Origin of the sequence: Sphingorhabdus sp. EL138, from assembly GCF_945890115.1 — a bacterium.
In the GTDB taxonomy this organism is placed as follows: domain Bacteria; phylum Pseudomonadota; class Alphaproteobacteria; order Sphingomonadales; family Sphingomonadaceae; genus Sphingorhabdus_B.
In genome coordinates, this window is the sequence record NZ_CAMDCK010000001.1 from 1 (window position 1) to 12,359 (window position 12,359).

Here is a 12,359-nt window from a genome sequence, read left to right on the forward strand (position 1 = left end):
AGCTTTACAACCCTAAGGCCTTCATCACTCACGCGGCATTGCTGGATCAGGCTTTCGCCCATTGTCCAATATTCCCCACTGCTGCCTCCCGTAGGAGTCTGGGCCGTGTCTCAGTCCCAGTGTGGCTGATCATCCTCTCAGACCAGCTAAAGATCGTCGCCTTGGTGAGCTTTTACCTCACCAACAAGCTAATCTTACGCGGGCTCATCCTTAGGCGATAAATCTTTGGTCTTTCGACATCATACGGTATTAGCACAAATTTCTCTGAGTTATTCCGTACCTAAGGGCAGATTCCCACGCGTTACGCACCCGTGCGCCACTAGACCCGAAGGTCTCGTTCGACTTGCATGTGTTAAGCATGCCGCCAGCGTTCGTTCTGAGCCAGGATCAAACTCTCAAGTTTGATTCAAAAACCAGACTGGCACGGATAAATCCGCAAACCAACCAGGCTCGAACTTTCAGGCGTTGTTCCTGCACAAATTACTATACATGGTGTATAGGACATATGTGCTGAACGACTAATTTATAACCAAGCACCCGGGGCCTAAAAACCCCCGGACCTGGCGCCGTCGCCCACATGTCCCTTCATCTAAATATCACAATGTCAAAGAGCCGAACCAGTTTTACCCGGTTACCACCGACAAAAAAGCGGACACCTATGGTTCCCTGATATTACTACCAGAGGAGTAGGTGACCTAATTGTTAGCGACCGAACCGCGGAAACGCTTGCTTCCCGTCCGGTGAGAGGGCCTCTAAAGCGACATCGAGATTCGGTCAACCGCCATTTGCAATTTTATTACAAAAAAAATGCACTTCTGTCGTAAATGCACGGTTTTCTGCGGTTTCAAGTCAATCTGGCACTCCTGTTTGGACGCTTTTAGCTAATGGCATAGACGGGAAAGAGTTCCACAGTCGGAGGAAATTGGCTGTTTTCGGCTGTTTCGGGACTTTGTTTCTGACTACGCGCGGCATTTGGGATGCGATTCTCGCTCCTGTCCCGAACTCTTGGACTGGGCAAACCCCGCTTGGTTTGAACATTACGCCTTTAACAGACCAATCTCGATCAGCCGTTCGCGTAGATAGTCATCGGCGAGAATCGGCTCGGGGTAGCGATTTGGGTTTTCCGCGCTCGCGCATTGCGGCAAAGTCGCAATGGGAAAGTCCGACCGTAAATGGAGGAAGAAGGGCATCGAGTAGCGACTGAACCGCGACCGCTCCCCGGTCGGGTTCACCACACGGTGCGTGGTCGATGGCAGCTTATGGTTCGTCAACCGCTGCAACATATCACCCACATTGACCGCCAAGCCCCCCGATGGTGGGGAGACGTCCATCCAGCTACCATCGGGGCGCAGTATCTGCAGACCTGCCTCCTCTGCCCCCAGCAACAGGGTGATAAGGTTGATATCCTCATGCGCACCTGCCCGGATGCAGCCTTCGGCATCGCCAGCTATGGGGGGATAATGCAAAAGCCGCAAAATGGAGTTCCCATCCTCAATCGCCGGGTCAAACCAATGCGCGGGCAAATCAAGATAGCGGGCAATCGACGACAATATACGCGCGCCGACCTTATCCATCTCGGCAAAGAGCAACTGGAACGTCTCTTTAAATTCAGGAATGTCGGGCCAGATGTTGGGCAGCATGGACCCCGCATGCGGGCTGTCCAATGCGACGTCACGACCGACATGCCAAAATTCCTTCAGGTCATGAAAGTCCGCGCCCTTGGCAATTTCGGTTTTAAACGGCGTGTAACCGCGCTGACCAGCGATGGCAGCGTCAAAGCCCATCCGCTTTTGTGGTTCAGATTGTTCGAACAGCGTCTTTGTCAGCGCCCAAGCCTGCGCAACCAAGGCGGGATCAAGGCCATGATTCACAACAGTTGCAAAACCATAAGTTTGAAACGAGCTACCAAGCTGTTGTCCAAGGGCATCGGCATCACCGATGAGTGAAATTACGGGCATAACTGTCATGGACAGCGCAATACTGCCTGCCGTAAAGGCTTGCCAGCGAAAAGGAGTGACAGGTGGCAAAACAATTTTGGCTCATGAAGTCGGAACCGGACGTTTACAGCTATGACGATCTGGTGGCGGAGGGCGAAGGCACATGGGACGGCGTGCGTAACTACAGCGCGGCGAATAACCTACGTACGATGAAGGTCGGCGATGAAGCCTTTTTCTACCACAGCAATATCGGACTTGAGATTGTGGCCATCATCACAATCAGCCAGGAGCATTTCATTGACCCCAGCGATGAGAAGGCCCGCTTTGTTGCCGTGAAGGTCAAACCGTCGCGCAAATTGAAGCAGCCGGTGACGTTGAAAGCCATTAAAGCCAACCCCGGCTTGGCCGAGATGGAAATGCTGCGGCAGTCCCGCCTGTCCGTCGCCCCCGTCCGCCCAGCCGAGTGGAAAGAAATATTGCAGATGGCTGGCGAATGATCCCCCTTCGGATCGCAATATTATGCCCAACGCCAGACTATGAAGAAGATTGGTCGCATATCAGGGCCGATTATGCGCGTTTGTTAGGCGACAGCGTTTCATTCATCGATTGGACGAAGGCGAACGACTTTAGCGCCTTTGACCTTGTCACGCCCTTGCTGGCCTGGGGCTATCCGCGCGATTGCCCGCGCTGGTTTGGCCTGCTTGACCAGTTGGAGGCCGAAAATGTGCAGGTGCGCAACCCCGTCAGCATTTTAAGGTGGAACAGCGACAAGGCCTATCTGGCTGAATTAGACGCCGCCGGCATTCCTTCGGTGCCGACAATATTCAGCCCCCTACTCGACAGGGTCGCACTTGAAAACGCGCGGAAAACCTTCAATGTCGAATCGCTAGTCGTCAAGCCACCGATATCGGGCGGAGCAGACGGAACTTTCCGATTGGAACGCGACGATGCGGTGCCGGATTCGGTCGCTGGCCAGCGCATGATGATCCAACCTTATCTTCCCAACATTGCCGAAGAGGGCGAATATTCGCTTTTCTATTTCGCAGGAGTCCTCAGCCATTCCATCCTCAAACGCCCCGCCAAATGCGACTTTCGCGTTCAAGAACAATATGGCGGTCGGGAAGAGGCCGTCACCGCACCCCAAGGCGCACTGATGCTCGCGCAGCGGGCATTGGCAGCCACAGCCGAGATTACCAAGACCGGAACATTAGCGTATGCGCGGGTCGACATATTGCGCGATGGTGATGGCATTTTCCGCCTGATGGAATTGGAGCTTATTGAACCATCGCTCTTTCTGCGCTTTGCGCCCGATGCAGGCGCGGCTTTTGCCCAAGCGTTGGTTACAGGCGTTTAACCGCTGGTCACACTGGAACCAACGGCCAACCGCTGGGTTCACTTTTGGTACCGACCCGCAGTTCACGCGCGGTCGGCTGACACAGAAAGGACGTGCTTTATGGGCGAACTAAACGACAAGGCAAAATGCCTCGGCAACGAAATCGTAGGAAACATCAAGCAAGCTGTGGGCAAGGTATCTGGCAATGAACACCTACAAGCCGAAGGCATAGCGCAAGAGCGCCATGGCGAAGGCCAGAATCTTAAGGGCAAAATAAAAGGTGTGATGGGCGACAAAGTCTAGGCCCCGATCATTCCTAAGAAAAGGCCGCTCATAAGGCGGCCTTTTTCATGTCCGACCCGCCTTCAGCCCTGACGATAATCCGCGATGACAAGGCCACAGTCCCGCAGCTCCGCCTCATGGCCAGGTTCACGCCAGCTCTCCGTCAAAGCATCTTCCTCCCACGCCAGCATCGGTGCGAGCCTAAGCATATGCTGCACCCATTCTTGACCCGCATGGCCCACATCCAATCCATAGGTGCGCACCCGAAACGCCACCGGCGCGAAAAAGGCATCCACCACGGTAAATTCGGACCCGGCTAGAAATGGTCCGCCGAAGCTGTCGAGACCTTGCGCCCATAATTCGGTCAAACGCGCAACGTCGCGTTTCAACGCGACAGACATGGGCTTGGGCTGGACACGAACCCCGACATTCATCGTACAGTCGTTTCGCAAAGCCCAAAAACCGCCATGCATTTCCGTAACGGCGCATTGCGCCCACGCCCGCGCAGCCGGATCAGATGGCCAGACGCCTTCATGCCGGTCGGCCAGATATAATGCGATACCCAAGGAATCCCATATCGTCCGCGCGCCGTCCAGAAGCACCGGCACTTGGCCCGTCGGGGAAAATGCCCGGAATGCATCATAATTGCTGGCCGCAGCAAAGGGCTCCAAGCGGTCCTCAAACGGGATACTAAGCATCGTCATCAGCACCCAAGGCCGCAAGCTCCAGCTCGAATAATTACGGTTAGCCGTAATCAGGGTGTAGCCCATGTCAGTTTTCCTTTCGGATTCCAAAGTAAAACAAATACTTATCAGTTCCGCGGGTCGAGTTCCAACCAGCGCGAGTCCGTCCGTTGATGGTAGCTGTCAAACACGGCGAACGGAATGCGGAAGGGTGTGCCCCAATTGCTGTTCCACATAGCGACAACCCCAACACGTGTGGCCGGATCAAAAATCATGGTTGCACGGTAGCCGTCAATGGCGCCGGAATGCCCCAATACTATATGGCCGTCATATTTGAAGCTGCGCCAGCCAAGGCCATAATGTGCCTCCGAATTCGCCTGCCGCAATGCGCCACCATAAATCTGCGCCGTATTCACCCGCGGCGATTGCGCAATCCGCAGCGTCGATTCGGGCAGCACATCGGGGCGATCGCCCATCGTCGCCTGCATCCAACGGGCAAAATCGACGATATTGCTCTCAACACCGGCGGCCGCGGGAACCCGCCAATAGGTCTCTTTCACGGTGCGGACCATGCGGCCATTATGCGGCCGCGCCCAATCTTTCGCATTGGTGAGGCCAGCCATGCCGAAATTGGCGCTGTTCATACCCAAGGGCAGGAAGAAGCGCTCGCTCACCGCTTCGGGATATGACCGCTGCGCTGCCTGCTCCAAAATCTCGGTGGCGGCGTCAAAGGCGACATTCTGATAGGTGTGACACGACCCCGGCTGACACTGCAACGGCGCACCGGCCAGACTGGCACGCAGCACACGTGGATCCTGGCCATCCTCCAACCGTTCGTCATAAGCGTTTTTGGTGAGGCCGGTTTGCTGGGAAAGTAATTGCTGGAAACTCAACCGCGCTTCGGCACCTTCGGGCAAGCGCAGCGTTGTTTGATAACGCGCGACAGGGCGATCCAAATCAACCAGCCCCTCATTGGCCAAAGTCGCTGCCAATGTCCCCGCAACGGTCTTGGACACCGAAGCCCATCGAAAAACCGTTCCCAGCGTCACTGGCACATTCGTATCCCGGTCGATCACGCCATAGGTGCGGACAAAACGCAGTTCGCCATCTTCGACAATAGCAATGGCAAGCCCCGCCATTTCCGATCTTTGCGCCATGGCCGCAAATTGTTGATCCAGTCGGGGGTAATCAATCCTGCCGCGCCATTCGTCCGGCTGGTCCGGCAAATTTGTCTGGGGCTTGGTAAATTTACCTAAGATTGCGGCGACCTGATTATTATCAGGCGCGGAACGCATCGCATAAAGACCCGTCAGTCCCAACACAGAAACCGCAATCAAGGCTGATAAAGTCCGCCGCATGTTACGAGTTAGATCGCAACCTCAAAATGGGCTGTTGTCTTTACCCGCACCTCGTCAACGCTGACGCCGGGTGCGACCTCAATCAGCTTAAACGCCGATATTTTGTCAGTCCGCTGAAACACCGCGAGATCGGTTATGATCATGTCGACGACGTTTTTGCCCGTCAGCGGTAAGGTGCAAGCCGGAATGAATTTGGGGGAGCCATCCTTGGCATTATGCTCCATCACCACGATGATCTTCTTGACGCCGGCAACAAGGTCCATCGCCCCGCCCATGCCTTTAATCATCTTGCCGGGGATCATCCAATTGGCAATGTCGCCATTTTCCGCAACTTCCATCGCGCCCAAGACGGTCAGATCAATATGCCCGCCACGGATCATGGCAAAGCTGGCGGCGCTATCGAAATAAGCGGTTTGCGCAAGCTCGCTAATTGTCTGCTTACCCGCGTTGATCAGGTCGGCGTCTTCTTCGCCAGCAAAGGGAAACGGCCCGATACCCAACATGCCATTTTCCGATTGTAGCGTCACTTCGACGCCAAGCGGAATGTGGTTCGCGACCAATGTCGGAATGCCGATACCAAGGTTCACATAATATCCGTCGCGCAGTTCCTGCGCCGCGCGCGCGGCCATATCATCACGGGTCCAGCTCATAGTGAAGGCTCCCTTTCGCGCACAGTGCGGAACTCAATTTTTTTGTCATAAGGCGCCCCGACGATCATGCGCTGGACATAGACGCCGGACAAATGGATGCAGTCGGGGTCAAGGCTGCCGACTGGCACCAACTCTTCGACCTCAACCACACACATCTTGCCACACGTCGCCGCAGGCAAATTGAAATTGCGGGCGGTTTTGCGGAAAACCAAGTTGCCGCTTTCATCGGCCTTCCAAGCTTTGATAATCGACAGGTCAGCGAATATCCCATGTTCAAGAATATATTCCTCACCCCCAAAATCTTTCACTTCCTTACCTTCTGCGACCAAAGTGCCAACGCCCGTTTTGGTGTAAAAGCCGGGAATGCCAGCACCGCCAGCGCGCATACGTTCGGCCAAAGTGCCTTGTGGGCAGAATTCAACTTCCAACTCACCTGCCAGATATTGCCGCTCAAATTCTTTATTCTCGCCAACATAAGACGAAATCATTTTTTTGACTTGCCTCGTCCGCAGCAGCTTACCGATGCCTTCATTATCGATACCGGCATTGTTCGACACAAAGGTCAAGCCAGTGACCCCGCTGTCGCGCACAGCGTCCAACAAGCGTTCAGGAAGCCCGCAAAGACCAAAGCCGCCGCTTGCAATCAACATGTCGTTTTTCAACACGCCTTCAAGCGCCGATTGTGCATCGGGGAAAAGTTTCTTCGCCATGAAATGCTCCAAATAATGGGAGAGGGAACAGCCCTTCGCCTAGACCCCAAGTGGCGTGAAGGTCAACGCCAATAGCGCGCCTAAATCCTGCAAAGCTTGATCACCGCTTGTAACTTTTATGGCGGCCATCCCCATTGCCGCAGCCGGTTTGCAGTTGATGCCAAGATCATCCAGATAGATGCATTGCGGAGGTGCAACCGTCAGAGCCGCACACATCATGGCATAAATGCGCGGATCGGGTTTGCGCACCCCTGCCTTGCTCGATTCAATGATATGGTCGAACCGTTCCATGACCGCAGAGATCGCCGCCGCTTTCTCATCACTCCCCGCCATGCCAGCGCCTTTGCCAGACGGCACATTGTTGGTAATGCACCCAAGCGCAAAGCCCTTGGACTTCAACACATCCAATGCGGCCACCATATTCGGGCGAATGTCACCCGATAGGCAGGCAATCACCGACGCGCCGTCAAGTTCATGTCCCAAGGCCAACGCTTCGGCGGCGAACAACGCGTCAAATTCTGCTGCATTGCACTCTGCCCGTTCAAACTTTGCCCATGCATTATCGTCAGCGTTGCATGCATTCACGCTGCGGACGAAATCCTTGGGTAGACCGCGCTTTGCTTCCATGCGGTTGAATGCATCAAAGGGCGATGTCGTAATGACGCCGCCAAAATCGAAGATAACAGTATTGAATGTCATGTTTTTCCTTAGGGTCTGGAACTAGGCGACCGTGGTGCCGAACAACGCGCCAATAGCAGCGGTTGCCGCCGTCGCAATCGCACCCCAAAAGGTAACGCGGAACACCGCCCGAATAATTGGCGCTCCGCCCGCCTTTGCGCCCACTGCGCCAAGGACGGCCAAGAACAACAAAGCGGCAATGGACACAGTCCAAGTGAGATATGGCGCTGGAGACAGCGGTACCATCGCCAAGGGCAAGGAGGCGCCAATGGCAAAGGCAGCAGCCGACGCCAAAGCCGCCTGCACAGGCCGCGCGGCGGTGTGTGTGGCCATGCCCAATTCGTCGCGCAAATGGGTCGCCAGAGCGTCGTGCGCCGTGAGCTTGTCCGCAACCTGCTCTGCAAGCGCGCGGTCAAGACCCCGCGTTTCATAAATGCCCACCAGCTCCTCGCGTTCCTTATCAGGAATCGTCGCCAGCTCATGCTCTTCCCGCATGCGGTCCGCACTTTCGGTATCCGCTTGCGAACTGACCGACACATATTCGCCGGCCGCCATCGACATGGCGCCCGCGACCAGCCCCGCAATCCCCGTCAGCATTATGGTTGCGGGCGTTGCTTGTGCTGCGGCCACGCCGACAATCAGGCTTGCTGTCGACACAATGCCGTCATTCGCGCCAAGGACCGACGCCCGCAACCAGCCGATGCGGTCAATCAGATGCGCTTCCTTGTGCCGTGGCATATACCGGTTTCCAGTGCTAATATTGCAGCTTAAGCCCCGGCCGCGCCCATCGGGTTTTGACGAGACGCCCGCTGCCCGACAGACAGATATAGGCGTCCAACATATCATCGCCGCCAAAGGCAATGTTGGTTGTAAAAATATCATCGGTCCCAACAAATTCGACCAGATCGCCGGTCGGTGAAATAACGCTGATCCCGCATTCGCCGATGGTCGCGACGCAGATATTGCCATTGGCCTCCATGCCAAGGCTGTCAAAGAATTTATATCCCGCCGGGCGGTAAACCGGAATGCCCGGGCCGCCGGGACCAGCATCGCCAGCGACCTTGCCGGGCGCGGTGATGTTGAACTTCATCAAGCGGCAGGTATAGGTTTCGGCAGCGTATAGCGTGCTGCCATCGGGGGACAAGCCAACGCCATTAGGGTTGTTTGACGGGAAGATGACTTCCTCCAAATGGCTGCCATCGGCCTTCGCATAGAAAATGCCGACGACATCATGACTGCGTTTTGCATAATCGATCTTGCCGTGATCGGTGAACCAGAACCCGCCATGTGCGTCGAACACGATGTCGTTCGGCCCACGCAGGCTGCACCCGAAGTCGCCCGATTTAAAGAGTATCTCAACATCGCCAGTTTCAATATCGATGCGTTCAATCCGGCCGCCCGAATAATCCTTTGCGATGCCGTGCGGGGCGAGAAAGCCATTGGCCTCCATATATTCGAACCCGCCATTGTTGCAGCAATAGAGCTTGCCATCTGGCCCCATCGCCAGGCCGTTCGGTCCACCGCCTGGCTTGGCAATAACGGATTTGCTGCCATCGGGGTGCACGCGCGTGATTTGTCCTTTCGCAATCTCCACCAATATGACGCTGCCGTCAGGCATGATCACGGGTCCTTCGGGAAAACGAAGTCCATCGGCGACCAATTCAAATTCAACCATATTTTCTCTCTCCTTTTTGGTGCGACTCACGCGCACGCATCCTCTAATCGATTAGGCGGGCTCTCGCGCTGGCGCTGATCGGTCTCCCTCACCAAGTTCGGCTTGCATATAGACTGTGTCAAGCCAGCGACCGAATTTACGCCCGACGTTGCGCATACGTCCGGCATGGGTGAACCCCATCTTATGATGCAAAGCAACCGAGGCGGGTTCGCCGCCACCAATAACGGCAATCATCTGCCGAAAGCCGCAATCGCTTGCTTGTTCCATTAAAACGCGCATCAATTGCACGCCCACGCCCTGCCCTAGAAAAGCGGGATCGACATAGATCGAATCTTCGCAGGTAAAACTATAAGCAAGCCGGTCGCGAAACGCGGTCACATAGGCATAGCCCATGATCGTTTCGGCGCGCTCCGCCACGATGAACGGCCATCCCTTGGACAATATGTCGCGGATTTTCTCTCCGATTTGAACCGGTGTGCGGGGAATCGCGTCAAAGCTGGCGGTGCCATGCTGCACATGGTGCGCATAAATTCGGGCAACGGCTTCCGCATCTAAAGCGCGCGCAGGCCGCACCGCCAAATCCGTCAAAGCCAGTCTTCCATCATTCATGAGGCATGGCTGACATAATATCCCATGCTTTGAAAGTTTTTTGCGGTGTTTGATGTCCATCAATGACTTTGCAGCGTTTAGGTCCAGAATGACGTGTGTGGGACCGGCACATCGCTACCGTCCATTAGCTAAGGAAATGACGATGAAATCTATCATGGTACATGCAGGCACAGATGCCGCATTTGAAAGCCGGTTGCAGGCGGGACTTGACCTTGCACGTCGCTTCGACGGGCATATGTCGCTCGTTTTGCCAAGGCCAACGCAGGATTATGTCGCGTTTGACATGTTCGGCGGCGCGCATTTCGTCGCTGAGGCGTTTGAAGCTGCGGAACAGGAACGCGAAAAGCTGTGCACGCGGATCGATGCGCGGTTGAAGGCAGAAGATGTGCCTTGGGACTGGCAAATATTTGATGGCACGACGTCAGACGCGCTGATCAACGCTGGCCGATTGGCGGATGTCCTCGTCATGTCATTGGATGCGCCGGGCGCGGCGGGCACTGCCCGCGCTTGGATTAGCGATGTGGTGACGGCATCGCGCACCCCGGTTCTGGCAGTCCCTGCGAAAGCCGCGCCTCTTTCCTTCGACCGTATCATGGTCGCTTATGATGGCGGTTTTGAAGCCGCCAACGCATTGCGTGCTGCATTGCCATTGCTTCAAGCTGCATCGGTTGTGCGCATATCAGAAATCGAAATGGTGCCGGAGCAACTCCCAATCACCGAGGCGGCGACATATTTGTCGCGCCACGGCATCAAGGCCGAAATAGCTGTTGCCGCCAAAAGCAATCAGAGCGTCGAGGAAAGGCTTTTGGCAGAGGCAAATGCATGGGCACCCGACTTGCTCGTTATGGGAGCCTATAGTCACGGACGGTGGCGTGAAACCGTGTTTGGCGGCGTAACGCGATTCATGCTTGGCGCGCTCGGCATCCCGGTACTGCTCGCCCATTAGGCGGCGGCCAAGGGTCGGGACCATTTAAATTCACCTTCGCGGCGTCAAAATAGCTTCAAACCGCGAGGGTGGATTTAAGTGATCCTGACCCCAAACAAAGCTTGGCTTTTGCCTCCGTTCCGTGCCAGCGTGCACGAAATAAGGGGAACTTAAGTGAGGCAAGACACAGCCGCAACAACACGGCCCATGGGGTTCTGGATGGCGCTCGCATTGGTCATGGGCAGCATGATCGGTTCGGGCGTATTCTTGCTTCCGGCAAGCCTTGCACCCTTGGGATGGAATTCAGTCATTGGCTGGGCGATTACCGTTTCGGGCGCATTATGCGTCGCATCCGTCTTTGGCGCGCTGAGCAAAGCATTGCCCAAGGCTGGCGGGCCTTATGCTTATACAAAAGCCGCTTTCGGCGATGGTGCCGGCTTTGCGATTGCATGGGCTTATTGGATTTCGATGTGGGTCGGTAATGCCGCCATAGCAACAGCGGCGGTCAGCTATCTTAGCCAGTTGTTTCCCGTCGTCGGCACCCACGGCGTGTCCGCCGCCGTTACCATATCCATCGTATGGGCTTTCACGCTGATCAACATTCGCGGGACCAAATTGGCGGGACAAGTTCAGGTCATCTGGACAATTGCCAAGTTGCTCCCGCTCATCGCGGTTATTGGGCTTGCGGCTTATGTGTTAGCGATTCAAGGCACCGGTGTTGTCCGCAGCTTCGACATGACAGACATTTCGACGGCAAGCATTTCGACGGCCACCATTTTGACCCTTTGGGCAATGCTTGGCCTTGAATTGGCCACCGTACCCGCAGACAAGGTGCAAGACCCTGAACGCACCATCAACCGTGCGACCTTATTTGGAACCGCTGGTGCCGGCGGCATATATATTTTGGTCTGCTCAGCCGTCGTCCTGATGTTGCCTGTGGCAATCACCAGCGCCTCTGCGGCGCCATTTGCCGATTTTGTGCGCGTCTATGCGGGCACCAACGCTGGCACCGCTATCGCTGCCATTGGCGCAATCAGCGCGCTGGGTGCATTGAACGGATGGATCATGTGTCAGGCAGAATTACCCGCCGCTTTAGCGCGCGACGGCTTGTTTCCAGCGTTCATGGGCAAGGCGACCGCCAATGGCACGCCGCGCAACGCGCATCTATTCTCCACCAGCCTAGTGACGCTCGTCATCCTGATGAACAGCAGCCGGACGATGGCATCAATGTTTGAATTTCTCATATTACTAACCACGGCGATCTCGCTGGTCATATATTTCGGTTGCGCAGCGGCCGCGTTCCGACTCATCCAAACGGGCATATTGAAGGTAGGCGCAGGGTTTAAAGTCATCCTATTGCTGGCCGCCATATATTCCTGCTGGACGATATATGGTGCAGGCACAGAAGCATTGCTCTGGGGCATTGCCTTATTGCTCGCGGGTTTTCCGGTTTTCTGGCTATTGCGGCTTGCAAGGGGTTCCAAAGCCGCCACCTGACGCCTACATCCAAAGCACAATG

At 55.6% G+C, this 12,359-nt stretch carries 14 protein-coding genes and 1 rRNA gene; 5 read left to right on the top strand and 10 right to left on the bottom strand.

Going from position 1 to position 12,359, the window contains the following annotated elements; all coding sequences use genetic code 11:
• Both Q0O07_RS00005 and Q0O07_RS00010 read right to left on the bottom strand, forming a co-directional pair.
• A 16S ribosomal RNA gene (locus tag Q0O07_RS00005) occupies positions 1-403 on the bottom strand; the annotation flags it as partial.
• Positions 404-1,037: 634 nt separating this feature from the next.
• Entirely contained in the window at positions 1,038-1,967 is a 930-nt protein-coding gene (locus tag Q0O07_RS00010) for a 2OG-Fe(II) oxygenase family protein (protein WP_295488985.1), read from the bottom strand.
• 53 nt (positions 1,968-2,020) lie between these two features.
• Here Q0O07_RS00010 and Q0O07_RS00015 point away from each other — a divergent pair, with 53 nt between their 5' ends.
• The 3 genes from Q0O07_RS00015 to Q0O07_RS00025 all read left to right on the top strand — a co-directional run bounded on the left by Q0O07_RS00015 (position 2,021) and on the right by Q0O07_RS00025 (position 3,573).
• Positions 2,021-2,434: an EVE domain-containing protein gene (locus Q0O07_RS00015; protein ID WP_295488987.1), complete on the top strand. Its 414-nt coding sequence runs from the start codon at positions 2,021-2,023 to the stop codon at positions 2,432-2,434.
• Complete coding sequence (locus tag Q0O07_RS00020) at positions 2,431-3,291, top strand: hypothetical protein (RefSeq protein ID WP_295488988.1); 861 nt, start codon at positions 2,431-2,433, stop codon at positions 3,289-3,291. Before Q0O07_RS00015 ends, Q0O07_RS00020 begins: the two co-directional genes overlap by 4 nt.
• 99 nt (positions 3,292-3,390) lie before the next feature.
• The gene (locus Q0O07_RS00025; protein ID WP_295488990.1) at positions 3,391-3,573 is read left to right on the top strand and encodes a CsbD family protein; all 183 of its coding nucleotides are present in this window, start codon (positions 3,391-3,393) and stop codon (positions 3,571-3,573) included.
• A gap of 62 nt (positions 3,574-3,635) precedes the next feature.
• On the opposite strand, the gene Q0O07_RS00030 is transcribed toward Q0O07_RS00025, so the two are convergent.
• The 8 genes from Q0O07_RS00030 to Q0O07_RS00065 are packed head-to-tail and all read right to left on the bottom strand — an operon-like array spanning position 3,636 to position 9,915.
• Positions 3,636-4,322: a glutathione S-transferase family protein gene (locus tag Q0O07_RS00030; RefSeq protein WP_295488992.1), complete on the bottom strand. Its 687-nt coding sequence runs from the start codon at positions 4,320-4,322 to the stop codon at positions 3,636-3,638.
• 41 nt (positions 4,323-4,363) lie between these two features.
• Positions 4,364-5,593, bottom strand: coding sequence for a serine hydrolase (locus Q0O07_RS00035; RefSeq protein WP_295488993.1), 1,230 nt, complete (start codon positions 5,591-5,593; stop codon positions 4,364-4,366).
• Between the two features lie 8 nt (positions 5,594-5,601).
• On the bottom strand, positions 5,602-6,243 hold the full coding sequence (locus tag Q0O07_RS00040; RefSeq protein WP_295488994.1) for a CoA transferase subunit B: 642 nt from the start codon (positions 6,241-6,243) through the stop codon (positions 5,602-5,604).
• On the bottom strand, positions 6,240-6,953 hold the full coding sequence (locus Q0O07_RS00045; RefSeq protein ID WP_295488995.1) for a CoA transferase subunit A: 714 nt from the start codon (positions 6,951-6,953) through the stop codon (positions 6,240-6,242). The genes Q0O07_RS00040 and Q0O07_RS00045 overlap by 4 nt, the downstream gene beginning before the upstream one ends.
• A 39-nt stretch (positions 6,954-6,992) precedes the next feature.
• Complete coding sequence (locus Q0O07_RS00050; protein WP_295488996.1) at positions 6,993-7,652, bottom strand: HAD-IA family hydrolase; 660 nt, start codon at positions 7,650-7,652, stop codon at positions 6,993-6,995.
• Positions 7,653-7,673: 21 nt separating this feature from the next.
• Positions 7,674-8,369, bottom strand: coding sequence for a VIT family protein (locus Q0O07_RS00055; RefSeq protein WP_295488997.1), 696 nt, complete (start codon positions 8,367-8,369; stop codon positions 7,674-7,676).
• Positions 8,370-8,385: 16 nt separating this feature from the next.
• Entirely contained in the window at positions 8,386-9,306 is a 921-nt protein-coding gene (locus tag Q0O07_RS00060; protein WP_295488998.1) for an SMP-30/gluconolactonase/LRE family protein, read from the bottom strand.
• Between the two features lie 51 nt (positions 9,307-9,357).
• Complete coding sequence (locus tag Q0O07_RS00065) at positions 9,358-9,915, bottom strand: GNAT family N-acetyltransferase (protein WP_295488999.1); 558 nt, start codon at positions 9,913-9,915, stop codon at positions 9,358-9,360.
• A gap of 142 nt (positions 9,916-10,057) precedes the next feature.
• On the opposite strand from Q0O07_RS00065, the gene Q0O07_RS00070 reads away from it, so the two are divergent.
• Both Q0O07_RS00070 and Q0O07_RS00075 read left to right on the top strand, forming a co-directional pair.
• On the top strand, positions 10,058-10,861 hold the full coding sequence (locus Q0O07_RS00070) for a universal stress protein (protein ID WP_295489001.1): 804 nt from the start codon (positions 10,058-10,060) through the stop codon (positions 10,859-10,861).
• 153 nt (positions 10,862-11,014) lie between these two features.
• Positions 11,015-12,337, top strand: coding sequence for an amino acid permease (locus Q0O07_RS00075; RefSeq protein ID WP_295489003.1), 1,323 nt, complete (start codon positions 11,015-11,017; stop codon positions 12,335-12,337).
• The last annotated feature ends 22 nt before the right edge of the window (positions 12,338-12,359 follow it).